Annotated in this window: 31 protein-coding genes; 16 read left to right on the forward strand and 15 right to left on the reverse strand. The window is 62.2% G+C overall.

Annotation, left to right across the window (positions count from 1 at the left end):
* The first annotated feature begins 106 nt into the window (after positions 1–106).
* From rpsP to R2N11_RS06730, 6 genes are all read left to right on the forward strand, one after another.
* Complete coding sequence (gene rpsP / locus R2N11_RS06705) at positions 107–361, forward strand: 30S ribosomal protein S16 (protein ID WP_021195488.1); 255 nt, start codon at positions 107–109, stop codon at positions 359–361.
* Between the two features lie 145 nt (positions 362–506).
* Complete coding sequence (gene rimM / locus R2N11_RS06710; protein WP_316680592.1) at positions 507–1,055, forward strand: ribosome maturation factor RimM; 549 nt, start codon at positions 507–509, stop codon at positions 1,053–1,055.
* Positions 1,056–1,078: 23 nt separating this feature from the next.
* On the forward strand, positions 1,079–1,867 hold the full coding sequence (gene trmD / locus R2N11_RS06715; protein WP_199031470.1) for a tRNA (guanosine(37)-N1)-methyltransferase TrmD: 789 nt from the start codon (positions 1,079–1,081) through the stop codon (positions 1,865–1,867).
* A 73-nt stretch (positions 1,868–1,940) separates the two neighbouring features.
* Complete coding sequence (gene rplS, locus R2N11_RS06720) at positions 1,941–2,327, forward strand: 50S ribosomal protein L19 (protein ID WP_048931797.1); 387 nt, start codon at positions 1,941–1,943, stop codon at positions 2,325–2,327.
* Between the two features lie 107 nt (positions 2,328–2,434).
* Complete coding sequence (locus R2N11_RS06725; protein ID WP_199031455.1) at positions 2,435–3,127, forward strand: CoA pyrophosphatase; 693 nt, start codon at positions 2,435–2,437, stop codon at positions 3,125–3,127.
* A gap of 96 nt (positions 3,128–3,223) precedes the next feature.
* Positions 3,224–4,165, forward strand: a complete 942-nt coding sequence (locus R2N11_RS06730) for a CobD/CbiB family protein (protein WP_316680565.1) — start codon at positions 3,224–3,226, stop codon at positions 4,163–4,165.
* A 27-nt stretch (positions 4,166–4,192) separates the two neighbouring features.
* Here the strand turns inward: R2N11_RS06730 and R2N11_RS06735 are convergent, their stop codons facing one another.
* The 3 genes from R2N11_RS06735 to R2N11_RS06745 form a co-directional block, all read right to left on the reverse strand.
* Positions 4,193–4,507: a hypothetical protein gene (locus R2N11_RS06735; RefSeq protein WP_316680566.1), complete on the reverse strand. Its 315-nt coding sequence runs from the start codon at positions 4,505–4,507 to the stop codon at positions 4,193–4,195.
* 153 nt (positions 4,508–4,660) lie between these two features.
* Entirely contained in the window at positions 4,661–5,620 is a 960-nt protein-coding gene (gene rsgA / locus R2N11_RS06740; RefSeq protein WP_199031452.1) for a ribosome small subunit-dependent GTPase A, read from the reverse strand.
* Entirely contained in the window at positions 5,620–6,876 is a 1,257-nt protein-coding gene (locus tag R2N11_RS06745) for a M48 family metallopeptidase (RefSeq protein ID WP_316680567.1), read from the reverse strand. Before R2N11_RS06745 ends, rsgA begins: the two co-directional genes overlap by 1 nt.
* A gap of 73 nt (positions 6,877–6,949) precedes the next feature.
* Between R2N11_RS06745 and orn the strand changes: the two genes are divergently transcribed.
* Positions 6,950–7,597, forward strand: a complete 648-nt coding sequence (gene orn, locus R2N11_RS06750) for an oligoribonuclease (RefSeq protein WP_048931692.1) — start codon at positions 6,950–6,952, stop codon at positions 7,595–7,597.
* Here orn and mog read toward each other — a convergent pair.
* Together mog and yjgA are read right to left on the reverse strand one after the other, a co-directional pair.
* On the reverse strand, positions 7,594–8,250 hold the full coding sequence (mog, locus tag R2N11_RS06755; RefSeq protein ID WP_199031450.1) for a molybdopterin adenylyltransferase: 657 nt from the start codon (positions 8,248–8,250) through the stop codon (positions 7,594–7,596). The genes orn and mog overlap by 4 nt on opposite strands.
* Entirely contained in the window at positions 8,247–8,861 is a 615-nt protein-coding gene (yjgA, locus tag R2N11_RS06760; RefSeq protein ID WP_306663077.1) for a ribosome biogenesis factor YjgA, read from the reverse strand. Before yjgA ends, mog begins: the two co-directional genes overlap by 4 nt.
* A gap of 81 nt (positions 8,862–8,942) precedes the next feature.
* Here yjgA and pmbA point away from each other — a divergent pair, with 81 nt between their 5' ends.
* On the forward strand, positions 8,943–10,316 hold the full coding sequence (gene pmbA / locus R2N11_RS06765) for a metalloprotease PmbA (RefSeq protein WP_316680568.1): 1,374 nt from the start codon (positions 8,943–8,945) through the stop codon (positions 10,314–10,316).
* Positions 10,317–10,381: 65 nt separating this feature from the next.
* Here pmbA and R2N11_RS06770 read toward each other — a convergent pair whose 3' ends face one another.
* Both R2N11_RS06770 and R2N11_RS06775 read right to left on the reverse strand, forming a co-directional pair.
* Positions 10,382–10,885, reverse strand: coding sequence for a dihydrofolate reductase (locus tag R2N11_RS06770; protein ID WP_199032975.1), 504 nt, complete (start codon positions 10,883–10,885; stop codon positions 10,382–10,384).
* A complete protein-coding gene (locus tag R2N11_RS06775) occupies positions 10,882–11,676 on the reverse strand; it encodes a thymidylate synthase (RefSeq protein WP_041668026.1) in 795 nt (264 codons plus the stop codon). The genes R2N11_RS06770 and R2N11_RS06775 overlap by 4 nt, the downstream gene beginning before the upstream one ends.
* A gap of 207 nt (positions 11,677–11,883) precedes the next feature.
* Here R2N11_RS06775 and R2N11_RS06780 point away from each other — a divergent pair, with 207 nt between their 5' ends.
* Complete coding sequence (locus R2N11_RS06780; RefSeq protein WP_316680569.1) at positions 11,884–12,885, forward strand: threonine dehydratase; 1,002 nt, start codon at positions 11,884–11,886, stop codon at positions 12,883–12,885.
* Here the strand turns inward: R2N11_RS06780 and R2N11_RS06785 are convergent.
* The gene (locus tag R2N11_RS06785) at positions 12,882–13,583 is read right to left on the reverse strand and encodes a TerC family protein (RefSeq protein WP_316680570.1); all 702 of its coding nucleotides are present in this window, start codon (positions 13,581–13,583) and stop codon (positions 12,882–12,884) included. The two genes, R2N11_RS06780 and R2N11_RS06785, sit on opposite strands and share 4 nt — an antisense overlap.
* Positions 13,584–14,096: 513 nt before the next feature.
* On the opposite strand from R2N11_RS06785, the gene egtD reads away from it, so the two are divergent.
* On the forward strand, positions 14,097–15,149 hold the full coding sequence (gene egtD / locus R2N11_RS06790; RefSeq protein ID WP_316680571.1) for an L-histidine N(alpha)-methyltransferase: 1,053 nt from the start codon (positions 14,097–14,099) through the stop codon (positions 15,147–15,149).
* Positions 15,150–15,223: 74 nt separating this feature from the next.
* The gene (locus R2N11_RS06795) at positions 15,224–16,522 is read left to right on the forward strand and encodes an SUMF1/EgtB/PvdO family nonheme iron enzyme (protein ID WP_316680572.1); all 1,299 of its coding nucleotides are present in this window, start codon (positions 15,224–15,226) and stop codon (positions 16,520–16,522) included.
* A 177-nt stretch (positions 16,523–16,699) separates the two neighbouring features.
* Here the strand turns inward: R2N11_RS06795 and R2N11_RS06800 are convergent, their stop codons facing one another.
* Complete coding sequence (locus R2N11_RS06800; RefSeq protein ID WP_199033277.1) at positions 16,700–18,556, reverse strand: DEAD/DEAH box helicase; 1,857 nt, start codon at positions 18,554–18,556, stop codon at positions 16,700–16,702.
* A 480-nt stretch (positions 18,557–19,036) separates the two neighbouring features.
* Between R2N11_RS06800 and R2N11_RS06805 the strand changes: the two genes are divergently transcribed.
* Entirely contained in the window at positions 19,037–19,225 is a 189-nt protein-coding gene (locus tag R2N11_RS06805; RefSeq protein ID WP_039596328.1) for a hypothetical protein, read from the forward strand.
* 178 nt (positions 19,226–19,403) lie between these two features.
* On the opposite strand, the gene R2N11_RS06810 is transcribed toward R2N11_RS06805, so the two are convergent.
* Together R2N11_RS06810 and R2N11_RS06815 are read right to left on the reverse strand one after the other, a co-directional pair.
* Positions 19,404–19,622, reverse strand: coding sequence for a DNA-binding protein (locus R2N11_RS06810; RefSeq protein WP_316680573.1), 219 nt, complete (start codon positions 19,620–19,622; stop codon positions 19,404–19,406).
* Between the two features lie 41 nt (positions 19,623–19,663).
* Positions 19,664–19,999 carry a hypothetical protein gene (locus tag R2N11_RS06815; RefSeq protein ID WP_316680574.1) on the reverse strand — a complete coding sequence of 112 codons (336 nt, stop codon included), beginning with the start codon at positions 19,997–19,999 and terminating at the stop codon, positions 19,664–19,666.
* 152 nt (positions 20,000–20,151) lie between these two features.
* Here R2N11_RS06815 and R2N11_RS06820 point away from each other — a divergent pair, with 152 nt between their 5' ends.
* From R2N11_RS06820 to R2N11_RS06835, 4 genes are read left to right on the forward strand one after another with little or no spacing between them, the layout of a single operon-like run.
* A complete protein-coding gene (locus R2N11_RS06820) occupies positions 20,152–20,343 on the forward strand; it encodes a hypothetical protein (protein WP_316680575.1) in 192 nt (63 codons plus the stop codon).
* On the forward strand, positions 20,340–20,603 hold the full coding sequence (locus tag R2N11_RS06825; RefSeq protein ID WP_316680576.1) for a DUF7940 domain-containing protein: 264 nt from the start codon (positions 20,340–20,342) through the stop codon (positions 20,601–20,603). The genes R2N11_RS06820 and R2N11_RS06825 overlap by 4 nt, the downstream gene beginning before the upstream one ends.
* The gene (locus tag R2N11_RS06830) at positions 20,600–21,091 is read left to right on the forward strand and encodes a hypothetical protein (RefSeq protein ID WP_316680577.1); all 492 of its coding nucleotides are present in this window, start codon (positions 20,600–20,602) and stop codon (positions 21,089–21,091) included. Before R2N11_RS06825 ends, R2N11_RS06830 begins: the two co-directional genes overlap by 4 nt.
* The gene (locus tag R2N11_RS06835) at positions 21,088–21,384 is read left to right on the forward strand and encodes a hypothetical protein (protein ID WP_430715418.1); all 297 of its coding nucleotides are present in this window, start codon (positions 21,088–21,090) and stop codon (positions 21,382–21,384) included. Before R2N11_RS06830 ends, R2N11_RS06835 begins: the two co-directional genes overlap by 4 nt.
* A 163-nt stretch (positions 21,385–21,547) precedes the next feature.
* Here R2N11_RS06835 and R2N11_RS06840 read toward each other — a convergent pair whose 3' ends face one another.
* The 4 genes from R2N11_RS06840 to R2N11_RS06855 all read right to left on the reverse strand — a co-directional run bounded on the left by R2N11_RS06840 (position 21,548) and on the right by R2N11_RS06855 (position 25,444).
* On the reverse strand, positions 21,548–22,840 hold the full coding sequence (locus R2N11_RS06840; RefSeq protein WP_316680579.1) for a hypothetical protein: 1,293 nt from the start codon (positions 22,838–22,840) through the stop codon (positions 21,548–21,550).
* A 32-nt stretch (positions 22,841–22,872) separates the two neighbouring features.
* The gene (locus tag R2N11_RS06845; RefSeq protein ID WP_316680580.1) at positions 22,873–24,105 is read right to left on the reverse strand and encodes a hypothetical protein; all 1,233 of its coding nucleotides are present in this window, start codon (positions 24,103–24,105) and stop codon (positions 22,873–22,875) included.
* Between the two features lie 151 nt (positions 24,106–24,256).
* The gene (locus R2N11_RS06850; RefSeq protein WP_316680581.1) at positions 24,257–24,397 is read right to left on the reverse strand and encodes a hypothetical protein; all 141 of its coding nucleotides are present in this window, start codon (positions 24,395–24,397) and stop codon (positions 24,257–24,259) included.
* Between the two features lie 51 nt (positions 24,398–24,448).
* Positions 24,449–25,444: a tyrosine-type recombinase/integrase gene (locus R2N11_RS06855; RefSeq protein ID WP_316680582.1), complete on the reverse strand. Its 996-nt coding sequence runs from the start codon at positions 25,442–25,444 to the stop codon at positions 24,449–24,451.
* Positions 25,445–25,628: the final 184 nt, after the last annotated feature.

Raw genomic sequence — 25,628 nt, forward strand, 5'->3', positions numbered from 1 at the left:
CCCAACGTTTAGTCGCACCCAGCCTAAGTGTTTGTTTGGTCTGAAAAATTGCGCTATACTCGAGTGTTTCTCTGTACGCATACTCAGTTTTTCAAGGAATAGATCCATGGTCGTGATCCGTCTGGCCCGCGGTGGCTCCAAGAAGCGCCCGTTCTTCAACATCGTTGCGACCGACTCGCGTAACCGCCGTGATGGCCGTTTCATCGAGCGCGTCGGTTTCTACAACCCGCTCGCCAAGGATGGCGAAGAAGGTCTGCGCCTGGTGCAAGACCGTCTGGCCTACTGGCAAGGCGTTGGCGCTCAGCTGTCGCCGACGGTTGCCCGTCTGGTGAAGCAAGGCGCTGCCAAGGCTGCTGCCTAAGTTTTAGCATGCGTCGATCGACGGTGCCGTCTGAGCACATTCTGCTGTGACGCGCGCTGCTTCGACGCCGCATCGCGCACATAAGGGCCCTGTGGCCGTTGCAACGCAGGCGACCTCGCAAAAGGTGGCTGAGCGTTTGCAAGCCATGTGCCCGGGTGCGGGCGCCACGCTGCCTGACGATCTCGTCGAGGTCGGCTATGTAGGTGGTGCCTATGGAATTCGCGGCTGGATCAAGGTTCAGCCGCACGGCGAAGCCGACGCGTTGCTCAACGCCCGCGCCTGGTGGCTCAAGCCGGCAGCAGGTGCGGTCGCCGCGTCGACTGACTGGCGGGTATTTCCCGTTGGGACGTCGCGTGAGCATAGCGGTACGGTCGTGGCAGGTTCGCCTGCCGTGCCGGATCGCAATGTCGCTGAAGCACTGCGTGGCTGTGCCGTGTGGGTGAGCCGTGCCGATTTTCCTGCGCCGGACGATGGCGAGTTTTATTGGGTCGATCTGATCGGCGCGACTGTCGTCAATGAACAGCAGGAAACGCTCGGCACGGTGACAGGGCTGATCGACAATGGTGCGCACCAGATTTTGCGCATTGTGGGCGTTGGCGATGTCGAGCGGCTCGTACCGTTTGTCGAGGTTTACGTGAAGTCGGTGGATGTGGCTGGTCAGCGCATCGTCGTCGACTGGGGTCTGGATTACTGAACATGCGGCCGGAGAATTCGGCGATGCAGTTCGACGTCATCTCGCTGTTTCCGGACATGTTCCGGGCGCTGACGGACTGGGGTATTACCAGCCGCGCAGCCAAGCAGCAGGTGTACACGTTGCGCACCTGGAACCCACGCGACTTCACGACGGACAACTACCGTACCGTGGACGACCGGCCATACGGCGGTGGCCCGGGCATGGTGATGTTGGCCAAGCCGATGGAAGCGGCTCTGGATGCGATTCGCCAGGCGCAAGCACCGGCAGCATCGCATGTGGTGCTGCTCTCGCCGCAAGGCAAGCCGCTCACGCACAAGCGGGTGATGGAGCTGGCGCAGTTGCCGGCGCTCACACTGCTGTGCGGGCGCTACGAGGCGATTGACCAACGTTTGGTCGACCGTCGCGTGGATGAGGAAATCAGCCTCGGCGATTTCGTCCTCTCCGGAGGTGAGCTCGCGGCCATGGCCATCATCGATGCCGTGGTACGGCAGTTGCCCGGCGTGCTGGGCGATGCGCAGTCGGCGGTTCAGGACAGCTTCGTCAACGGTTTGCTGGATTGCGCGCATTACACGCGGCCGGAAGAGTATGAAGGTGTGCGTGTGCCCGATGTGCTGCTGGGCGGCCACCACGCCGAGATTGAAAAATGGCGCCGCCAGCAGGCGCTGTTGAATACGATGCGCAAGCGCCCCGATCTGATCGAGGCGGCGCGCAAACAGGGTTTGTTGTCCCGCAGCGATGAGGCTTTCCTCGCTGCCGCGGCGACGACGGCAAAGGGGTCGGATGCTTCCACACCGGGAGCCTCGACCAAGTGATGTTCCCATCCTCTACCGGGGCCACGGTCTATTGACCAGGCAAAACGCCGGCATGATGGTCAAGGAGAAAAAGATGAATCTCATCGAGCAAATCGAGCAGGAAGAAATCAAGCGCCTGACGGCCAACAAGACGATCCCCCCGTTCGCCCCTGGCGACACCGTGATCGTCAACGTGAACGTCGTTGAAGGCAACCGCAAGCGTGTGCAGGCGTATGAAGGTGTCGTGATTGCCAAGCGCAATCGTGGCCTGAACTCGTCGTTCATCGTTCGCAAGATCTCTTCGGGCGAAGGCGTGGAGCGTACGTTCCAGCTGTACTCGCCGCTGCTGGCCAGCATCGAAGTGAAGCGTCGCGGTGATGTGCGCCGTGCGAAGCTGTACTACCTGCGCCAACGCTCGGGCAAGTCGGCACGCATCAAGGAGAAGCTGACCTTCAAGCGCAAGGAAGCCGCTGCGGAGTAATCTGCGCGCGTTGCGAAAAGGCACCTTCGGGTGCCTTTTTTCTCTTTTGGGGCGGAAGATTGTCCCACCCCGCGTTTCCCGTCTACGACAGATCCGTTTCCCATCCAATGCGCCGTCCTGTATTCGATCCAGAGCAGTTGCCGGTGGTGCCGATTGAGGCATCTTTGCCAGCGCTCGGGGCTGCGCGGCTGACGGCTGGATTTGTGCGCGAACGATTGCGCACGCAACCGGAGTGGCAACCGGAGCAGACCGACGAATCCCGGTTGATCGACGCGTCGATCAAGCTGCGGGAGGCAGCCGTGCTGGTGCCGCTGGTGCAGCGCGATGCTGGCTTGATGGTGCTGCTGACGCAGCGCAATGCGTCGCTCAGTCAACATGCCGGGCAGGTTAGTTTTCCCGGTGGGGGGCGTGAAGCATTTGATCGAGACATGGTCGACACGGCGCTACGCGAGACGATGGAGGAGGTCGGCATCAGTGCGGACCACATCGACGTGGTCGGCCGCCTGCCGGACTACATCACCGGTACGGGCTTTCACGTGAGCCCCATTGTTGGGCTGCTGACGCCGGATTTCACGCTACAGCCGGACCCCAGCGAAGTGGCCGAGGTGTTCGAGGTGCCGCTCGCTTTTCTGATGGACCCGGCTAACCATCAAGTGCGTGAACTGCGTTGGGAAGATCGTGTGCGCCGTTTCTATGCGATGCCTTATCGCGCATCCGGGCAGCCAGATGGCGGCTACCACTTCATTTGGGGCGCGACAGCGGGCATGCTGCGCAACCTGTATCACTTGCTGGCAGCGTAGCGTACGCGTCACTGTGCGCTGTTGCGCGCACGCCGTGTGCTATCGTCTTGCACATCGCATTCATGGCGTGATGAACGCCTTCGCAACGCCTCTCCAATGACTTTTTTCTCCGTACTCTGCGCGCTGATCCTCGAGCAGTTCCGTGCGCTCAGCCGAGACAACCCGATCTACGATGTCGTGCGTGCCCTGGCCGCGCGGGCGGAAGAATGGTTCGATACCGGGCAGCGCCGCGATGCCGTGCTGGCTTGGTGCGTGGTCACGCTGCCGGCTGTGGTGGTCGTGGCGCTCGTGCACTACCTGCTGTCGTCAATCAGCATCGGACTGGCCTTCCTGTGGAACGTGGTGATGGTCTACCTGACCCTGGGTTTCCGTCAGTTCAGCCATTACTTCACGGATATTCATGAGGCGTTGCGTGGCGATGACGTTGTCACTGCGCGACTGCTACTCAATGAGTGGTCGGGTCTGGACACGACCGACATGCCTGTGAACGAGATCGTTCGCCATACCCTCGAGAACGCGATCGTTGCGGCGCATCGTCACGTGTTCGGCGTGTTCTTCTGGTTCCTCGTACCGATTGGGCCCGCAGGTGTGGTGCTCTACCGCGGTGCCGAATATCTGGCCCGCCACTGGAGCGAGCCGTCGATGGAGCGCAGCCCGGCGCTGGGCTTGTTCGCACGCCAGGCGTTCTTCATCATCGACTACATTCCCGCGCGTTTGACGGCTATCGGCTTCGCCATCGTTGGCGATTTCGAAGATGCGGTGTACGCCTGGCGCAACCGTGCTGCCAAGTGGAATGACGAGGTCAACGGCATCCTGCTGGCGGCTGGTGGCGGTGCACTGGGTGTCCGCTTGGGTACGCCGATCGCGCAACGCGATTCGGCGGAGAGCATCGCCGATGAGGACGGCGCCTATCCGGTCGAGGTGGGGCAGGAGCCCACCGTGCGTACGCTGCAATCGGCCGTGGGGCTGGTGTGGCGCGCGGTGGTGCTGTGGATGCTGCTGCTGGCGATGCTGTCGATCGCCGTGTGGCTGGGCTGATCCCGCCAACGCTGTTGCACGCCGCCGTCAGGCGGCGCCTTCACGATCTTGGCCGCAGCGCCAGCACTGAGCGAACTGCGGCTCGTGCATCTCCCCACAATGTACGCAGCGCCAAGCCGGGCCCGTCGGTGGATGGCGGGCCTGATCGAGCAGCGCCTGCGCCTGAGCTTCCTGTTCCGGGTTCACCAGCCAGACTTGCGCCGCGCAATCCTGCGGCGGAACGTCGCCTGCAACGCTGCTCAGGTAGATGTTGCGCAGCTCGGTACGAATGCCCGCAGCGGACAGCACGTTCTGCCAGTGCGCCGCCATGCCGAGCGATGGACTGCTGATTAACAGCTTCATCCCAGCCTCCCCGACAAATCCGCTCACGATCCTACTGCGCAGCCCGATCTTGTCTCTGCGATGCTCGCCGCACTCTTGTACGGCCGTGCATCTCGATCCAATCTCGGCCCGCTCGCTACGGATCGTGAACAGGTTCTAACGTTGATGCGGCCTTTACCAGGGCTTCTGTTGCTCTGATTCGTGCAGCAGTTGCGCGTAGAGTTGGTGCCGGCGCGGATCGATCTTGCCCTCGGCCATCGCACCCAGAATGCCACAGCCGGGCTCCTGCAGGTGCCGGCAGTTATAAAAGCGGCACTCGGTCAGGCGCGGGCGGAATTCGGGAAAGGCGCGTTCCAGCATGCCTTCGCTCAGGTGGTGCAGGCCGAATTCCTGGAAGCCTGGCGAGTCGATCAGCACGCCGCCCTGGCCCCAGTCTGCGGGCAGGTGATAGAGCCGCGTGAACGTGGTCGTGTGCTTGCCGGAATCGAGCTTTTCTGAGATCTCGCGCGTCTGTGCATCCACGCCCGGAATCAGCAGATTCAACAACGAAGACTTGCCCATGCCCGACTGCCCGATCAGGATCGAGGCACGCCCAGCCACGTGCGGTTCCAGCGCGGCATGCGCGGCTTCCGGTGCGCCATGCACCGTCAGCTCGACGATGGTGTAGCCGAGTTCTCGATACAGCGCCAAGCGTGAGCGTGCTGTCTCCAGCCGCGCGGTCAAGTCGATCTTGTTGAGCAGGATCAGCGGCGTGATGCCAAGCGATTCGGCAGCGACCAGCGCGCGGCCGAGCAGGTCTTCAGAAAAGCTTGGCTCGGTGCCAAGCATGATGATGACCTGATCGAGGTTGGCTGCCAGCACCTTGGACTTGAACTGGTCGGAACGGTGGAGCAGGTTGCGGCGCTCGTCCACGCGCACGACCACACCCTGGTCGACGGCGGTGGCCTCGTAGACGACGTGATCGCCAACGGCACATTCGCTGCGCTTGCCGCGTGGGAAACACTGCAGGTAGCCGCCACTTTCGCGTTCAACGAGGTAGTGGCGACCATGTGCTGCGATGACGAGGCCGCGCTCTCCTGCGGCCTGTGGCTTTTTACCGGTACGGCCCGGTTGACTGCGCAGGTTGGTGCCCATCAGGCGCTGGCCTGCACAAGGCGTGCGACGCGCTGCGAGGCGGTCGGGTGAGAGTAGTAGAACGCGGAGTAGACCGGATCTGGCGTGAGCGTCGAGGCGTTGTCCTGGAACAGTTTCACCAGCGCTGAGACCAGCTGTTTCGCATCCGCGTGTTGTGCGGCGAAGGCATCGGCTTCGTACTCATCCTTGCGCGAAGACAGGCTGCCGACGGGCGAAACGAAGAACGTGAACACCGGCAGCGCAAGGAAGAACAACATCAGCGCCAGCGCGTGGTTGTCGGAGAACACGTTAGGCGCCACGCCCAGGCCCAGGTAGAACCACGTGCGCGTCATCAGCCAGCCGAGCAGCGCCAGCGCACCCAGGCTCAGCACGAACGTCACCGCGATGCGCTTGGTGATGTGGTGGCGCTTGAAGTGACCAAGCTCATGCGCGAGCACGGCTTCCATCTCGGGCGGGTTCAGGCGCGCGAGCAGGGTATCGAAGAAGACGATGCGCTTGGTGGCACCGAAGCCGCTGAAATAGGCGTTGCCGTGCGCGCTGCGGCGGCTGCCGTCCATGATGAACAGGCCCTTGCTGGCGAAGCCGCAGCGCTTGAGCAGGCCTTCGATGCGGGCGCGCATCTCCTCGTCCTGCAGCGGCGTGAACTTGTTGTAGAGCGGGGCGATGACGTTCGGGTAAATGGCTTGCACGAACAGCATGAAAGCCATCCACACGATCCACGTGTACAGCCACCAGTACGTGCCCATCTTGTCCATCAGCCACAGCACGGCCAGCAGCAGAGGCAGCCCCAGCACGGTGCCGATGGCCAGGCCCTTGAGATTGTCAGCGAACCAGAGCTTCCATGTCATGCGGTTGAAGCCGAAGCGTTCTTCGACCACAAACTGCGCGTACAGCGAGAACGGCAGTTCGATCACGCTGCTGATGACGATGACCGACGCAATCAGCGCCACGCCGTATGCGTAGCCGGGCCCGAACACGCCCAGCCATGCCTGGTTGATCCAGTTCAACCCGCCGAGCAGTGTCAGCGCAATCAGCAGGGCAGCCTGCACTGGCACTTCCAGCATCGCCAGACGGGTGCGGGCGATGGTGTAGTCGGCGGCCTTGTGGTGCATGTCCAGCGTGATCGACTCGGCAAATTGCGCGGGCACGGCGTCGCGGTGGCGTGCTACGTGACGGATTTGCCGCGTGGCCAGCCACAGGCGTGTGGCGGACATCAAGACAAGGGCGACCAGGAAGACGACGGTAAAGGCGGGCATGTGGGGAAACAGGGGAAACACCTATCAGATATGCGAAAATTATAGCCTTCAGTCATTTTCTCAAGGCATTCGCGTGAGTACCCCAGTTTCCCAGTCCGCCGCATCCCCCTCGACCCCCAACCGCGTTGCCGCCAAGAGCGACAACAACCTGGTCTGGCTCGACATGGAGATGACCGGCCTGAGCCCCGAGAACGATCGCATCATCGAAGTGGCTGTGGTGGTGACGGATTCGGAACTGAACGTGCTGGCCGAAGGCCCGGTGCTGGTGATCCACCAGTCCGACGAGCTGCTCGACGGCATGGACGCCTGGAACAAGGGCACGCACGGCCGCTCGGGCCTGATCGACAAGGTCAAGGCGTCGACCACCACGGAAGCGGAAGCGGAAGCCGAACTGCTGGCCTTCCTCAAAAAATGGGTGCCGAAGAGCAAGTCGCCGATGTGCGGCAACTCCATCTGCCAGGACCGCCGCTTCATGGCGCGCTACATGCCCAAGCTGGAGGAGTACTTCCACTATCGCAACCTGGACGTCTCCACGCTCAAAGAACTGTGCAAGCGCTGGCAGCCGGCCATCGCCAAGGGCTTTACCAAGCACCAGCGTCACACAGCATTTGCAGACATCATCGAGTCGATCGAAGAACTGCGTTACTACCGCGAGCACTTCATCCGCGACGTGCCGCAGACGCCGGACGCTGAAGCGCTGGCGTCGTCGGTCGCTCCTTAAGCCTGCAACGGCTTTGCGCGGACGGCGTGCTTGGGCCGCCAGGCCTTGACCACGCTGTCGTGTGTTTCGACGTACGGGCCGCCGATCAGATCAAGACAGTAGGGTACGGCGGCAAAGATGCCGGGCACCGTGGCGCGGCCTTCCACATCCTTCAGGCCTTCCAGCGTTTCCTTGATGGCGCGCGGCTGGCCGGGCAGGTTGATGATCAGTGCCGAATGGGTATTCGGTGACGGCGTTTCGCGGATCACCGCCACCTGACGCGACAGAATCGCCGTCGGCACGAAATTCAGGCTGATCTGGCGCATCTGCTCGCCGAAGCCGGGCATTTCCTTGGTGGCGACGGCCAGTGTGGCCTCAGGCGTCACATCACGGCGCGTCGGGCCGGTGCCGCCGGTGGTGAGCACCAGATCGCAGCCGGCGTGGTCCACCAGGTCGATCAACGTTTCAGCAATCGTCGCCTGATCGTCCGGAATCAGGCGCTCCACTGCTTGCCACGGCGACGACAGGGCGCTGCCCAACCAATCGCGCAGCGCCGGGATCCCTTCATCCTGATACGTGCCGGACGAGGCGCGGTCCGAAATCGACACCAAGCCGACGAGCAGTTCGTCGGGGTGGCGGCGGGCCAGCGGGGAGGCGGGGGCAGAGGCGGTCATGCTTCGTCGTCTTCGGCTTCGGGTTGATCGGCGTCGTCGTCACGGTCATTGCCATCCAGGGCCTGCTTGACCATCTGGAAGATCTCGCGCGAGGACTTGGGCGGCTTGGCCAGTTGTGCTTCCTTGCGCGCGTTGCGCACCAGCGTGCGCAGGGCCTGGACGTCGGTGTCGGGGTGCGCGGCAATGAACTCGGTGACGGCGTCGTCACTTGCGATCAGACGGTCACGCCAACGCTCAATGGCGTGCAGGCGGGCGGTTTCCGCCTTGGACGCACCAACGAACGAAGCCAGCACGCGGCGAATGGCCTCGACCTCTTCATCGGTCAGGGCACGCATCAGCTTGCCGATGTACTGCATCTGGCGGCGCTTGCCCTCGTGGGCAGTAGTGCGCTTGGCTTCGCGCAGGGCGTCGACCAGCTTCTCGGGCAGCGGCACCTTGGCGAGTTTTTCCTTGGGCAGCGCTTCCAGCGCGGTGCCCAGATCTTGCAAGGCGTTCACCTCGCGCTTGCGCTGCGATTTGCTCTTGGGCGTATCCGGATCGTCCTCTTCACCGATGTCGGTGCGCACGACAGGTTGCAGATACGTGGGGTTGTGTCGGGATGCTCGGCTCATGGCGCGCATTGTATCTTGCTATGATGGGCGCTTCCGCCGCTTGTGCCAAAATCGCGGCCCGTTTTTCCCCCTTGATTGCCTATGTCTCAAACGCTCGATTCCAAGACTGACTCTGTGTTTGCCTACCGCCGCGAACAGCTCGAAGAGATGGCCCGCGATGTGCTGCGCGTCGCGCGCGAACTCGGTGCCACCGATGCCGCGACGGAAATCTCCGAAGGCCAGGGCCTGTCGGTCACGGTGCGCAAGGGCGAGATCGAGACCATCGAGCAGAACCGCGACAAGATCGTCGGCGTGACAGTCATGCTCGGCAAGAAGCGCGGCAATGCCAGCACATCCGATTTCTCGCCTGCCGCGCTGCGTTCCACGGTCGAGGCGGCCTACAACATTGCGCGCTTCACCGCCGATGACGACGCTGCCGGCTTGGCCGAAGAAGAATTGCTGGAGAAGCATCCGCAGGACATGCAGCTCTATCACCCGTGGATGATCGACGCCGAAGCCGCCGTCGAAATCGCCCGCGCTGCGGAAGCCGCTGCTTTTGCCGTGAGCCCCAAGATCCGCAACAGCGATGGCGCGAGCATCTCTGCGCAGCACTCGCACTTCGTGCTGGCAACCTCGCGCGGTTTCATGGCGGGCTATCCGTATTCGCGCCACTTCATTTCGGCCGCGCCGATTGCCGGGTTAGGTGCGCATATGCAGCGCGACGACTGGTATTCATCCAAGCGCTCGCCCGCCGATCTGGCAGCGCCGGAAGCCATCGGCAAGTACGCTGCCGAGCGCGCGCTGGCGCGGCTGTCTGCTCGTCGGTTGACCACGCGCAAGTGCCCGGTGCTGTTCGAGGCGCCGCTGGCCGCAGGGTTGCTCGGTGCGTTTGTACAGGCGGTGTCAGGTGGCGCGCTGTATCGCAAGTCGACCTTCCTGCTGGATTCGCTGGGTAAGGAAATCTTCGCGCCGCACGTGCAGATCAAGGAAGACCCGCACGTGCTGGGCGGCATGGGTAGCGCGCCGTTCGATGAGGAAGGTGTGCGTACGCAGCGCCGCGATGTGGTGAAGAACGGCGTGGTGGAGGGCTACTTCCTGTCGACGTATTCCGCCCGCAAGCTCGGCATGCAGACGACCGGCAACGCGGGCGGCTCGCACAATCTGACGTTGTTCTCTGACAAGACGAAGCCGGAAGACGACTTTGCCGGCATGCTGCGCCGCATGGGCACGGGCCTGCTGGTGACCGAGCTGATGGGCCAGGGCGTCAACTACGTGACCGGCGATTACTCGCGCGGCGCGTCGGGCTACTGGGTCGAGAACGGCGTGATCCAGTATCCGGTGGAAGAGATCACCATTGCCGGCAACCTGCGTGACATGTTCCGCCAGATCGTCGCTATTGGCGCGGACGCGCTTGTGCGTGGCACGAAGGAAACCGGCTCGATCCTGATCGAACAGATGACGATTGCCGGCGAATAAATCGCCACAGCCAAAATGAAAAACGCGCTCTAAGCTGAGCGCGTTTTTTGTTGCTTGCAGCCGGGTTATTGCTCGTCCGACGGCGGTCGTTCGTAGGTCACGAACGCATAGTCGAAGTTGTTGGGCGCGGGCGAGTGGTGCGCCTCGCGAGCAACCTCGTGCCAAACCTTCGGATCTAGCGCCGGAAAGTGGGCATCGCCCTCGAAGTCGGCGTCGATCTCGGTCACGACCAGGCGGTCGGCGCTTGGGAGGGCATCGGCATAGAGCTGCGCACCGCCGATCAGGAAGATCTGCTCGACGCCAACACACAGGCGCTGTGCATCTTCCAGCGAGTACGCCATCTCGCAACCCGGCAGCTCCAGCTTGGCATTGCGCGTGACGACAATGTTGCGCCGACCCGGCAGCGGACGGCCAATCGAGTCGTACGTCTTGCGGCCCATCACGATGGGCGCGCCCATGGTGGTGCGCTTGAAGTGCGCGAGGTCTTCGGGCAGGCGCCACGGAAGCGTGTTATCGCGGCCGATCACGCCATTGCGGGCGCGGGCGACGATGAGGGTCAGAATCGTCATACGGCCACCGGTGCCTTAATCGCTGGATGGCTCTGGTAGCCGACGATCTCGAAGTCTTCGTACTGGTAATCGAAGATGCTTTCGGGCTTGCGCTTGATGTGCAGCTTCGGCAGCGGCAGCGGTTCGCGCGCGAGTTGCGTCTCCACCTGTTCGAAGTGGTTGTTGTAGAGGTGGCAGTCACCGCCGGTCCAGACAAAATCGCCCACGTCCAGGCCGGTCTGCTGCGCAACCATGTGCACGAGCAGTGCGTAGCTGGCGATGTTGAACGGCACGCCGAGGAAGATGTCGGCGCTGCGCTGGTAGAGCTGGCACGACAGCTTGCCGTCGGCCACGTAGAACTGGAAGAACGCGTGGCAGGGCGGCAGCTTCATGCGTGGGATGTCAGCCACGTTCCAGGCCGAGACGATCAGTCGGCGCGAATCGGGGTTGCGCTTGATCTGCGCGATCAGCTCGGCGATCTGGTCGATGTGCTCGCCGTTGGGCGTCGGCCACGAGCGCCATTGGGAGCCGTAGACGGGGCCCAGTTCGCCGTCGGCGTCGGCCCATTCGTCCCAAATCGTCACGCCGTTGTCCTGCAGCCAGCGCACGTTGGTCGAGCCCTGGAGGAACCACAGCAGTTCATACACGATGGACTTGATGTGGACCTTCTTGGTCGTCACCAGCGGAAAGCCGTCCTGCAGGTTGAAGCGCATCTGGTGGCCGAACACGGAGCGCGTGCCGGTGCCGGTGCGGTCGGCTTTGTCGGTGCCATGTTCGTAGACATGGCGCATCAGGTCGAGATAAGGCTTCATGCGAGCGCGGGGCAGTGCATCGAAAATCGATTGAGCCACATTGTAACGTGACCGGTGTGGCATCGACTGTACCGGCAGTGTCCGAGAACTGGCCAGGTTGAAAGGGCGGCACAGTTTGACTGACAAATCGCAGAATTGTCGATGTTCCCAGGCGGGGCGAACGTGCAAGATAAGGCCATCGCTTCAAACTGTCTGCTGGAGATTGCCATGTCACCCGTGACCACCGCCGCTTCGCTCAATCGTGCCGCTGAATTGCGCCGTCTTCGCGCGGCCGCCAGCATTGTCAATGCGGTGATTCCGCCGACGCCGCAGTACTGCTGGCCGCTGCTTTCGCAAGCGGTGGGCGCGGCGGTGTGGGTGAAACATGAGAACCATACGGAAGTGGGGGCGTTCAAGGTGCGTGGCGGGGTGCATTACCTGCACGCATTGCGCTGTCGGGAGCCTGAGATGCGCGGCGTGATCTCCGCGACGCGCGGCAACCACGGCCAGTCGATCGCTTTAGCGGCGAGCAGGAACGGCATGACCGCCACCATCGTCGTGCCCCACGGCAACAGCGTGGAGAAGAATGCCGCCATGCGTGCGCTTCGCGCGGAGTTGATCGAGGCGGGGGATGATTTCCAGGCCAGCCGTGAATTGGCCGCTGAGTTAGCCGTCGCGCGCGACCTGCACTATGTGCCTTCGTATCACGAGGATCTGGTCGCTGGTGTGGCGAGCTACTGGCTGGAATTCTTTGAAGCAGTGCCGCTGGATGTGGTCTATGTGCCGATCGGCATGGGTTCGGGTATCTGCTCGGCCTTGGCTGCACGCGATGCGCTGGGGTTGTCCATGCGCATCGTCGGTGTTGTGTCGGCGCATGCCCGTTGCTACGAGCAGTCGTTTGTGAGTGGTGCAGTTGTGTCGGCGCCGGTATCGACGTTGCTGGCCGATGGCTTGGCATGCCGCACGCCAGATGCGAAGGCACTGGAGGTGATCCGCGCGGGCGTCGACGAGATCATTGCCGTAACGGATGAGGAAGTGGCGGAAGCGATTCGTCTGTATTTTTCGACCACGCACAACGTGGCCGAAGGCGCTGCCGCCGCAGCCCTGGCGGGTGCGTGGCAGCAGCGCGACCAGCTTGCCAATCTGCGCGTTGGTTTGCCGCTGACCGGCGGTAACATCGACCGCGCCTTGCTGGCGCGGGTCCTCGCCGGTCAGTCGATTGAGGCTTAAGCCCGCAGTTGTTGCGCTTGGCGGCGACGCTGCACCAGCCAGCCACCGCCCAGCACGATCGCAAACACCACCGCGTACACAACCCACACCAGCGGACGTTGCTCTGCAAAGAACGGCTTGAGGACCGGCTCGGCCACGATCATGTGCGCCGCCGTGTAAGCCAGCACCGCCGCACCGCCGTAGATGATGAGCGGGAAGCGCTCGATCAGGCGCAGCACCACGCCGCTACCCCACACCACCACCGGTACGCTAATCAGCAGGCCCAGCACCACCAGCAGGAAACTACCGTGTGAAGCGCCGGCAATCGCGAGCACGTTGTCGATGCCCATGACAGCGTCGGCGATGATGATGGTCTTCATCGCGCCGATCAGCGTGGTGCTGCCGGCGCCGTGTTCGCCATTGTCCTGACCGTCGTCCGCCAGCAGCTTCCATGCGATCCACACCAGCGCCAGGCCGCCGACCAGCATCAGCCCCGGGATCTTCAGCAGCCACACCACGGCCAGCGTCATGATCGCTCGCACGATGATGGCGCCCGCTGCGCCCCACATGATGGCTTTCTTCTGCAGTTCGGGCGGCAGGTTGCGCGCAGCCAGCGCGATGAGGATGGCGTTATCGCCCGCGAGCACGAGGTCGATCACAATGATCGATGCCAACGCTGCAGCAAACTGCATGGTGAAGATGTCAGACAACCATTCCATAGCGGCTCCAAAGTCAAACAAGAAACGGGGTTGACCGGACTGCATGGAACATTGGGGCGTGACGCTTTGCAGACCATGAATCCGGTTGCAAAGGTCTTGCTCGACACAAACAGGCCAAGAACCTGTTGATGCCGACACGACCGGAGGCGATTTTTTGCCTCGTCTTGACGATCGTGCCTGGGGCTGAAGAACCCCCGAGCTACTCCCCTTTGAGGAAGCCCACATTATAGCGCAGGCAGCGATTGGTGCGGTGCGCAAATGCAACACCCGCATCACAGCGCGGTATGCGTGGTTTTTTCCGCGGTGCGGGCGATTTTTACGCGAAGCGTCACGCAGCATTGCCGCGCTCTCGGGTGAAAGAACGGTGGCGCTGTCACAAAGCGGCGTCTACGCTGCAATCTCATCAGTGCAGACCCGAGCCGACCGAGTAAGGAGGCGGTGGCACATTTCTCGCTGCCAACGGCCTTCATGACCACGTCGTACCGTGCCGTTCCACCCACAACGGGAGACACCATGCAGGCCACCAAGCCATCCGCCGATGCCTATACCCGCCGCGCGCTGGCACGGCTGGTCCAGCCACAGCCCAAACCAACCATCGACGCCATCGGCGCAGGCCTGACGTTCTACCAGCTCTTTGCGGAAGACGACGCAGCCTTGCGTGCCGAGGCAGAGGCCGGTTTGCTGGCCGCCGCCGCCAGCGTGAGCCCCAAGTTTTTCTACGATGCGCTGGGCTCCCGCTTGTTCGAGGCGATTACTGATCTGCCCGAGTACTACCCAACGCGTACTGAGGCTGCCATCTTCAGTCAGCACGCCGCGGAAATCGCCCTGCGCGTCGGGCGCGGTGCCACGCTCATCGATCTGGGCGCCGGCAACTGCGAGAAGGCCGCGCGCCTGTTCCGCACGCTGGCGCCGTCGCGCTATGTGGCCATCGACATCTCGGCAGATTTCCTGCGCGATACACTGCGCGCCTTGGCGCGGCAGCACCCGCAGCTCCCCATGGTTGGCATCGGGGCCGATCTGTGTGCGCCGCTTGTATTGCCCGATGCCGTGGGCGATGGGCGCCGCGTGTGGTTCTATCCCGGATCGAGCCTGGGCAATTTCACGCCTGACGATGCGCGGGCCTTCCTCACGCGCCTGCGCGAAGCGTCCGCCCCCGGCGATAGCGTGCTGATCGGCATCGATCTCATCAAGGACGCGCGACGTCTGGAGGCAGCCTATGACGATCCGCTCGGCGTAACGGCCGCCTTCAACCTGAACGTACTGCGCAATCTGAATCGCCTGCTGGGGGCGAACTTCGACGTGCGGGACTGGCGTCACCTCGCGCTGTATCGCACGGATGCGCATCGTATCGAAATGCATCTCGAAGCCCGCTACGATGTGACGGTACGCTGGGGCGATCAGGCGCGCGTGTTTTCTGTTGGTGAGCGCGTGCACACGGAAAACTCCGTCAAATACGATCTGCCGCGCCTGCAGGGCTTGTTTGCCGACGCGGGTTTTGAGGATTTGCACGCGTGGACCGATGCGAGCGAGGATTTCGCTGTCTGCCACGCCAGCATCAGCCGCTAGGCGAGGGCGGGAGCGCTGGACGGGCGATGCGATAATGGCGCTCGATCTTGAGATGCCGCCCGAGGTGTGCCGCGATGGCTGAATTCTTCATGCTCCCCGATCCGACGTTCATCGGATCGCTTTCCGACTGGACCGACGGCCGCCGCTTGCAGCGCCAGGGCATCGCACACAGCCTGGTCGATGCGCGCAACCGCACGCTGGCGCTGCTCGCCGCGTTTGGTGATACGCAGCGCGGCTGGCAGATCGAACGCGTGCCGCATCACGCGCCGCCGCTATGGACGTTGGGGCAGCTCGCCTGGTTTGCCGAGTTCTGGTGTCTGCGTGAGCCGCGTCGCAATGGCAGCGACACCATCGAAGACGGCGCTGGCACCACATGGGATCTGGCGCGCTGGCAGGCCACGGTGCCCGCCGCGCTGGAAGGCGCCGACAGTTTCTTCGACATGGATCGCCTGCCGCCGGATGTCTGCTGGGAACTGACGCTGCCCGGTATCGCCGCCGTCAAGCAATACGCGCACGATGTGCTCGACCGCGTGCTGCGCAAACTGGCTACGCTCGGCACCGATGACGACGCAGCGCTCGAACCGTTCCGCTGGGCCGTCTTCCATGAAGACCTGCGTGCCGAACACCTGCATGGCCTGCTGCAGGTGCTGGGCCTGCAACCGGCCGGGCAACCGCCGCTGGCTGCCGTGGCTATACCGGCAGCGCAGACGCTGTCCTTGCACGGTGGCCGTTTCCAGATGGGGTGGCCCGATGCCGACGGATTCTTCTTCGACAACGAGTGCCCGCCGCACCGCACCTACGTGCCCGCGTTCGAGATCGACGCGCAACCGGTGAGCAACGGTCAGTACCTGGAGTTCATTGAGGATCGCGGCTACGACCATCCGCAGTGGTGGTCACCAGCAGGCATGGAGTGGCTGATGATGCAGGAGCGCTCCGCGCCACTTGGTTGGCAGCGTGACCCTGCCACGCGCACATGGCAGGCGTTGCGCTATGGTCAGGCCCGCACGCTCAATCGCGACGAGCCTGTGCGCCACGTGAGTCTGTACGAAGCGCAGGCATGGTGTCGCTGGGCAGGCCGCCGGCTGCCGACCGAGGATGAGTGGGAAATGGCTGCCGTGCAGGGCCGGGCTGGCTTTCACTGGGGGCAGGTGTGGGAGTGGACCGCATCACCGTTCGAACCGTATCCGGATTTCGTGCCGGGGGTACCGCGTGGTCGGGTGGCAGGTCTGTCGGCGCCGCATTTCATGACGATGCAAGCGGTGCGGGGCGCGGCCGCCCACACGCCGCAACGCGCCCATCATCCGCGCTTCCGTGGGTTCTTGCTGCCGGAGCGTGACGACATCTTCATTGGCTTCCGAACCTGCGCGCTTTGAGTTGCGCAACCGACCGACACAACCCTTGCTTCGGCGAGGGTTTTTTGTCGCCTGCAACTTGGCAACAAGAATGACAACCCGAAATCAGCGTTGCCCAAAGAAAAACCCCACGCGGTCAGGCGTGGGGTTTTCAGCAAGGTGAACCAAGCCATCCCGCAGGATGGCCTTTTTCATGCATTAACGATCGAAATCGCGCGGGCGGCCCTTGCTGCCATAGCTGTTGTCGCGGTTGCCATCACGATTGCCATAGCTGCGACGCGGTGCGCCGGTGCCGGTGCTATCGCCAAAGCGGCTGCCACCATTGTTGTCACCGAAGCGACGCGGTGCACCTTCGCGGTTGGCGTAGCCTTCGCGATTGCCATCACGGTTGCCGTAACCGGCGCCATTGCTGTTGCCGTAGCCGCGGTTGCCATCTTGCGTGCGGGCCGGACGCTGTTGCCAGTCACCACGGTTTTGCTGACCATACGACTGACGCGGGGCGGCGTTGTCACGGTTGCCCCAGTCACGTTGACCGCCTTGGTAACCGCCACCGCCGTTGCCGTCGCGGCGCGGTGCTGCGCCATCACGGTCACCGCCGAAGCTGCGTTGGAAGCGGCCCTCGCTGTTGCCACCATTGCCGGTGCGTGCGGCATAGCCTTCACGCTGGCCACGGTAGCCGCCGCCATTGCCACCACCGTTTCCACGGTAGCCGCCACGGTCACCACCGGCTCGCGGGCCGCCGGTGCGCGGCTTGGGCGAGCGCTTCGGCTCCAGGCCTTCCACAACGGATGCGTCGATGCGGCGATCAACGAAGCGCTCGATGCGGCGCCATTGGAACGTGTCGTTGTGGTTCACCAGATTGATGGCGATACCGCTGCGACCGGCACGGCCCGTGCGACCGATACGGTGCACGTAGTCTTCGGCCTGCTTGGGCAGGTCGAAGTTGACCACGTGCGTGATGTCCGGCACGTCGATGCCGCGGGCTGCCACGTCGGTGGCCACCAGGATGCGCAGGTGACCACGGCGCAGTGCGGTCAGCGTGCGGTTGCGCGCGCCTTGGTGCATGTCACCGTGCAGGGCGCCAGCGGCAAAACCGGTTTCGGTCAGGCGCTCGGCCAGCGAGTCGGCATCGCGCTTGGTGGCCGTGAACACGATTGCTTGCTTGAGCGATGCATCGCGCAGCAGGTGGTCGAGCAGTTGCTGCTTGTGCGAGACGTCGTCGGTGAAGTGCAGGCGCTCTTCAATGTTGCTCTGGTCAAGCTTGGCAGCAGCGATTTCGATACGCTGCGGGTCACGCATCATGCGCTCGGCCAGTTGCTCGATGCGGCGGTCCATGGTGGCCGAGAACATCAGCATCTGGCGCGTGGCCGGCGTGGCACCGACGATGGCTTCGATGTCGTCAGCAAAGCCCATGTCGAGCATGCGGTCGGCTTCATCGAACACCAGCATGTCCAGTGCCGACAGGTCAATGCGACCCGAGTCAATGTGGTCGAGCAGACGGCCAGGTGTGGCGATGATGATGTCCGGCATGCGGGCCAGCATGTCGAGCTGCTTCGGGTAGGGCATGCCGCCCAGGATGCTCGCGCAGACGATGCGGCGCATGTGGCGGCCGTATTGCGAAGCAGCGGTCGTCACCTGCAGGGCGAGTTCACGCGTGGGCGTGAGCACCAGCAGCGACGGCTTGGCCGGAGCCGGGCGGGGGCGGCGACCCTTCATGCGTTGCGGCGGGCCGTCCATGCGCGGGCGCTGCGGCTCGGGTTGCTCGCTGATGCGTTGAATGGCCGGCAGCATGAAGGCTGCGGTCTTGCCCGAACCAGTCTGGCTCGTGACCAGCAGGTCGCGGCCTGACAAGCAGGCCGGAATGGCTTGCGCCTGCACCGGTGTCGGGGTGGTGTAGTTCACTTCGCCCAGCGCGCGGACGATGCGCTCGTCCAGGCCCAGCTCGGCAAAGGCGTTGGCGCGGGTTGCGGCGTCGGCCAGCAGTGCGTCGGAATTCGGGGTGTCGGTGTTTTCAGCGTGCGCAATAGCGCCGCTGCCGTCTTGAGGCTGCGTCATGTCGAATAGGTGGTAAGGCTGCCGCGCCGACCGCATCACATGATGCAGACGACGGAAATGGGATACGGCGACCGGTTAATTACGGGCGTCGGCGCCAATCGGATAAGGCCGGTTCGACAGACGAGGCTGCAAAACGGACAAGGCGGGGGAATTGGCCGGCCACAAGCTGAACGGATCAGCGAGGTAGGGCGGCGGTCCCTGCGGCGTGATGTGAATCCACGCGGGAGATCGGAGACGATGCCAAGCTCTATGGCAATCGGCTGCGCATGCTTTGGGGCGGAATTTTGAGCGATGGGCGCTGGTGTTGAAACCAGCACATCGGCCAACCGCAAAAGGGCAGTAAGCAGCCAAGCGTCGAACTATAGCACGAATTTTTGCAGTGCGTCAAAAAATCTACGCGTGCACAGAAGCGGCAGGTTGCCGGAATGGGCGCGCGACCTATACTCAAAAGACCGGCCATTTGCGGCCGGCTAGGGGCGGATGATGGAATTCCCGATGGCCTTCTCCAACCTATATCTGTTGCTCGCCGTCTGCGTGGCGGGCGTGATCGGACTGGTGTCCGCGCCACTGGCGATCCGAGGTGCGCGGGTAGGGATCCGTGTACTGCTGACGATCATAGGGGTGCTGATCGGGCTGCTCGTGCTCGAAGCGCTGCCGGTGTTGACCTAGACGACCCGGGGCCATCCGCAGCGATAGGCCCGCCCGTTTGTGGCGGGCCTCGTTATTCATGGCGCCGGAAAAACAAGAAAGCCAGGCGATGTCTGCCTGGCTTTGTTATGTGCCGGTGGTCCCGCAGATAGGGGGCGTAAATGGCTTGATAGAGCCATTTTCACGCCATATGGGGAATTTATGCGGAGGCGGCGAGCAGCTTGTCGATTTGCCCGATGGGGATGCGGCCGCAGCCATTGAGCCTCAGCTGGCCGGATTCGACCATCTTCGCTACCGTCCAGCGACTGAGGCCGAGCATCTCTGCTGCCTGCAGTTGGGTGACGTGAGGCGGGCGCGGGTGCGTCTCCGCATACAGGCGCACAGCTTCTTGTGCGATGTCTAGATTGTTCGTTTGCATTTGTGGCTCCCAATTCTTCCGCGACGTCTCAAATCTCGTGGTCAGGGCTTCCAAAACGCGAGCCTGACTCTTCTTCCGGCAGACGCGTCCTGCTGTGGCGCTGTCGGTCTGTCTTCTGCCTCAATTACCTGCGGCGGTAGCCCGAGCAGCTCCAAGCACTTTTCTCGCACCATCCGTGCGAGATCTGGGCCCATGTCTGCCCAATCCATGCAGTGCACAGCACGTAGGGCGGCGTAGTCCTGGCCGGCAAGCGCAGACTTGCGGCCAATCGTGACGGCGATCGCATCAAGGTCGCAGATGCTGAAGTGTTTGCCGGTCAGCATCTTGGTCGTGGCGGCAGCTGCTGCACGCCGATGGAATTCGGTGAGCTCGGTCATGCGGCCACCCCGAGCAACTTGGCTTCGCGCGCCGACCAGCTAGCCATCTCCGGCACGTTCGCCCACGCGAGCGCCTGGGCCAGTTGTGGGTTGACGGCGTTGCCGCACATGCGAATCTGCGCCTGCTCCGATACACGACGCTTCTAGGCCGCGTGCAGGCACTGGAGCAAACCGACCGCGAGCACGAGCGTCACTTCGTCAGCATTGAAGCCAACATCCGCCAGCAACGAGACGATACGACACAGAAGCTCAACGACATCGGCGGCGATGTGAAGGACATCCGCCGCTACCTGATGGACAACGCCGCCGGCGCGCGGCCAGATTTCAAGCGGTGGACAAAATGAAACTTACCCTCGCCGACAACTGGCGCAGCCTTCACAAGAAGGGGACGGTGATCGCTGGTGCCGCATTCACGATGTTGATGGGTACCGGCCCGTTGCTAGTGCAGGCTTGGGGCGCAATGCCGCCAGAGCTGAAAGCCGTCATCCCGCAGAACGTCCAGCAGTGGATCGCGTACACGATGTTTGGAATGACATTCCTGGCGCTGCGTTACACCTCCCTGCAGCGGCCGCCGAAGAATGACGCCGACAAGGGGCAGCCATGAACCTTAGCGACGTCATCAAGACGGCGGTTCAGCCGGCCTTCGCCATCCTGCCGCCCGGGCTGGACACGCCACAGGCGCGCGTGATGATGCTCTCAATTGGGCTGCAAGAATCGCGTTTCATGTATCGCCGTCAGGTGGGTGGCCCGGCTCGCGGTTTCTGGCAGTTCGAGGAAGGCACGAAGCAAACGCGCGGCGGCGTGTGGGGCGTCTACCTGCACGATGCCTCTCGGTACTGGCTTGATCGCTTGTGTGCCTCGCGCGGTGTGCAGTTCCTGCCAGACGTCATCTATCGAACGCTGGAGAGCGATGACGTGCTCGCCGCTGGTGTGGCCCGTCTGATGCTGTTCACTGATCCAAAGCGGCTGCCCACCGTGAGCGATGCGGATGGCGCATGGGATTTGTACGTGCGTACCTGGCGCCCAGGCAAGCCACGCCGCGACAGCTGGAATGCGCTCCACGAACAGGCCCGCATCGAGGTAACGACATGACAGCTTTGCTAGAGATCCTGCCCAAGGCGTGGCCATTCATTCTGTGCGCTGGCGGCATCCTTTTTGGATTGTTCCGCCACCAGCAAGCCAAGACGGCCATCGCCAAAGCAGATCAGAAAAGCGCTGAGGCAGACGCACGCGCAGCACAGAATGACGCCGCGCTGGCCAAGGCAAATGAAACGGCGGCGCAGACCGGCGCCGACAACGCAAAGGTGAGACGAGATGAAGACGTTACTGCTGGCGCTCTGCCTGACGCTAACCGCGTGCTGCACGACGAATGGGGTAAAAACTGAGCCGCCGCCTGAACCAAAGGTAAAGCTCGTAGACACCGCGTGCGACTGGACGCGGCCCATCTATGTAGAAAAGGCTGACGTGTTGTCCGACGAGACGGCTGCTACGATCCTTGCCCACAACCGCGCGGGCGCTAAGGTGTGCGGCTGGAAACCGAAGGCTGCATCAGGTCGTTGACGCTGTCTCGACATTCGGTTGCCGGTCGCCATTCTGCGCCAGCACATACCTACGGCGTCGGCATGCTGGCGATAGCGCGAATGTGATGCACCACAACAAGATGCTGTAGCCGTAGAATCCACCAGCTGAATTGATGGTGGAGCACACCAAGAAAGCCACGAAGATCACCGCAATGGTGTCGGTGGCTCGTGACATTCGCGCCATGCCGATCATGCACATCAAAGCAAAAACGACCACGCCGAACACACCGTAGAACAGCAGGGTCGACAGCCAAAGCGAATTTTCTCTCACCTCGCCATACAACTCAGGCATGAAGATCGACGACGAGTTGAGGCCCATGCCTATCGCCACCGAATTCGTATCGCGCAGAAATTCGACCGACTTTATCGCCGACTCCAAACGGTCGTTGTAAAAGATGCCCTCCAGCGCATATCGCAGGTTTCCGTCATAGATGACCTGAACGCCGCAGGAAACGCGGCCCAGCGTCCGATCAATGGCGCTTTCGCTCACCACAAGCGATGTGCAGTCCATCATGTTGACGGAGATAAAAGCTACCAAGCAGGACACGATGACGGCGCCTTTCACCAGTGCGCCGCGCGTCTTGTACAAGAACGCGTAGAGTACAAAGGCGCCGATACCGCCAAGAATGGTGATGGGCGACAGCGCAAAGGCAATCCCAGCAAGAGCAATGGCAACGTCTTTGCGCGAGTTATTGAGCCATCCAGAAATCAGCAAGCACCCCACCAAAGGGGCAAAAGCGGACGGCTCAGACAGGAAGGCTTGTGGCCGGATAATCCCCTGGGAAAAGTAGAAGTTCAGCAGTAGAGGGATGCCTGTCGCCCAATACAAAAGCATGCAGCCCACCGCGATCAGGATCGACAAGCGGCTCAAATGCAGGAATGTGCTAACAAATGGCTGGGCATCCTGCCGTCGCACGGTGAGCGCATGTAGGCACACGAAGAACAAATAGACGTAAAGGCGCACCGCTGCCTCTATGTACTGCGACGATTCCCCCGGGATGTTCGCGTTTTCAATGGCGAAAGGGTAGAAGATCTGCGCCACGCCCATGAACCCGAATACGATCACCAAAGCGGTAATGCCACGCGTTGGCGCGCTGTATCTTAGGAATGCATAGATCGCCGTCAAGATCTGAAGCCACCCCAGACTCATCAGGATCTGCTGATTCTCGCCACCCCAACGAATTGAATATAGAAAATATCCGGAGAGCATTAGCCCGAATTCCAGCAGCCGCGTTGTAACGAGCTTTTCTCTTAAGGTCATGGCCCTCAGTAATGCGTTTAATGTTGATGGCATCAAACTGCCGAAGGTCGCGCAGCTTTGACCTTCGCCGCATCAACGACGACTGCACTTTTTCGTTGTTTCAATGCGCCTAACGAAATGAACCGACGCACGGGAATCAGCGGCCCAAGGATCAGCAGCACCGGAAGCACTCGAACCCAGCCGACGCCAAAGCCGAAGAACTCCTGCTCGAACAGCATGAAGTAGAACGCTGCAACCACTGTGACCAGCAGTCTGAAACCTGAGCCGCCGAGCACCAAGCTGCGGGTGATGAGTCCAAAAATCAGGCCCTGCACGATTCCGGCCAGCAGGAAGCCACCCAGCGACAGCGCCGCGAAAGCATCCGTCAGGCTGCAGCTTGGATAGTCCACTTGGGGGATGCGGGTGAAGTTCAAAAGCATGTAAGCCTTCGCCGTGGTCAGTCCTTCGGTCTTGAGGTACAGCGCGTCGGGAGACCCAATCAGTGGGCCAAACAGCGTCACGAACGGGTTACGCCATACCTCGAACGGCGCGGCGTTCTCAATGCCAAAGCGCGCGACGGTGATCAAATCCAGGCAGTTGGTGCGATCGATCCACTCGGCTGCCGTAGCCTGTGATGGGCCGATAGCCTCGCCGAACGGGTTCATTGCCAACAGAAAATCTGTCGATCCCACAAGGAACGCTGCGCGGAACCGCATCAGCGTGATCAGCAAATAGACAAACAACACCGCCAGAGCAGGGGCCCAGCGTGCAAGCCTGTGCAGTCTAATGCCGGTCCAAAGCAGCGCAATCGCCGACAGCACAAACAGCGACACCAGCGTGATGCGCGAGTTGAGCAGCGCGAACACCAGCATGTCGGCCGCAAACGCGACCGCCACGATCTTGATTTGCTTCGGCGTGCCTTTCGAGCGCCACAGAATCAGCGAAACGAGCATGACGGCAGGCGCCACCAAGTCATGAAACTTGATCAGCACCAGGTCGAAATACCCGAGCCCGGCGAATAGCTCGGCCGCATATTCAGTGCCGATGCGTCGGAAGAAGTAGCCAGCCATCAGCGCGCGCACGTAGTACAGCGCCAGCATGCCCAGCAGCACATAGGAGAAACGCTTGATTGCTCGAGCGTCGCCGTACTCTATGCGAAACCCCTCTGGGTTCGGGAGCCGACCGACCATGATCCGATACACGATCAGCATCGGCAGCAGGTGCAGGAACGATGCGCTGACCCAGAGGCGCACGTAGTCCCCGACATACTGATCGCTCTCAACCACCAGCGACGCCAGCGGCGAAACGTAGATGTAGATGAAAACCTGCAGCGCAAAAAAAGGAACAGCGCATCGCGGCGCAGCTGAAATCGGCAGATCAGAAAAAACAGAAGAGAGACGCCCACACCAAGTATGGCGCAGACAGCGTAAAACTCGTTCATGCAGTGGCGAATGTGACGAGAATTGACACGGCCACGGCCGCGACGATGATCAGCCAAGCCGGCGCCTTTTTATCGATCAGGCTTTGTACGACGAAGAACGTGACTAGCAGCAACAGGGCTGGCGCGGCGTACTCCATGATTCCCCCATATTTGACGCGGCACGATTCTAGCTGATACAGCCTCCCGCGCTATAGTCGCGCGGCAATGTCTTCTGCCGACTCGCGGTAATAAACCGATTGCAGAAGCCGAAGATCGGCGTGCCCGCTGATTTTTGCCAGCGTCATGACGTCAACCTTGCGCGCCAGCCTTGTAAGCGCTTCGGCGCGGGTGTCGTGAAAGTGCAGATCCTCGATGAGCAGCCTGTCGCGCGTTTTGCGAAACAGGGAATCCAGCATGGGCGACGTCAGTGTGAAGCACTTTTCCCTGTCGGCCACCGGCCGTAGCAACCGAATAGCGTGGCGAGAAAGAGGGATTTGCCGCGGGCGACCCGTCAAATGCTGCATCTTGTGCTCCACGGTGGCCACGCGCTTATTCATGTCCAGGGTGCCCGTGCCCAGCTTCAGAATTTCCCCGGCGCGCATGGCGGTGCGCAACCCAAGCAGGAAGGCCAGGGCTACCTCCTGGCTTTTAGTCTGCGGGGCGCGGCCGGTGCGGTAGTTCAGCGCCCGACAGATCGCTTTGACCTCGGCAGGGTGCACGCGGCGCGAGCGCGGAGCCGGATCGCGAGGCAGCCGAAGCCCATCAAACGGATTGTACTCGATCCACTTCCATTCTTTCCGGGCGACGGCGAACGCATTGCGCAGCCAGTTGATGTCCCGGGTGACCGACGATGCCGAGACGGTCTTGAGCCTGGCGTCGCGCCAGCCGGCGAGCTGTGGCGTCTTGAACTGCGACAGCTTCATGCCGGACAAGTCCGGGAAATCTTTGAGGAACGCCTGAATGCGCTTCACCTCCGCTACGCCTGTGCGCTTTGACGGGGAAATCTCATCGGCGTAGCGCTTCAGCATGTCGCCGACGGTGTGCAGATCAGCGGCCGGCGTATCGCGCAGCGTGCGGAGTTCGTTTTCTCGCGCAGATGCCCAAGCCTTGGCCTCGCGCTGGGTGCGCAGTACCTTGGAATCCCGCTCCCCGCGTACATACACCTGCGCGCGCCAGCCGTCTTTGTGTTGGGTGATGGGTGCCATCGTGGGTAGCCCCATGCGTAGGATTTGGGGACCCGATTCTACAAAATCTAGAAATGGCTGTGGAATTTTTACTGTATGTGCGTAAGGGGTATCCACTTAGCTCCAGCTATGCCAGAATTACTGGATGGATATACAGGTAGAGCGGATATTACCCCCAGAACCGGGCAAGGACTACCCCCGCAAC

Source organism: Ralstonia flaminis (assembly GCF_958415495.1).
Taxonomy (GTDB): domain Bacteria; phylum Pseudomonadota; class Gammaproteobacteria; order Burkholderiales; family Burkholderiaceae; genus Ralstonia; species Ralstonia flaminis.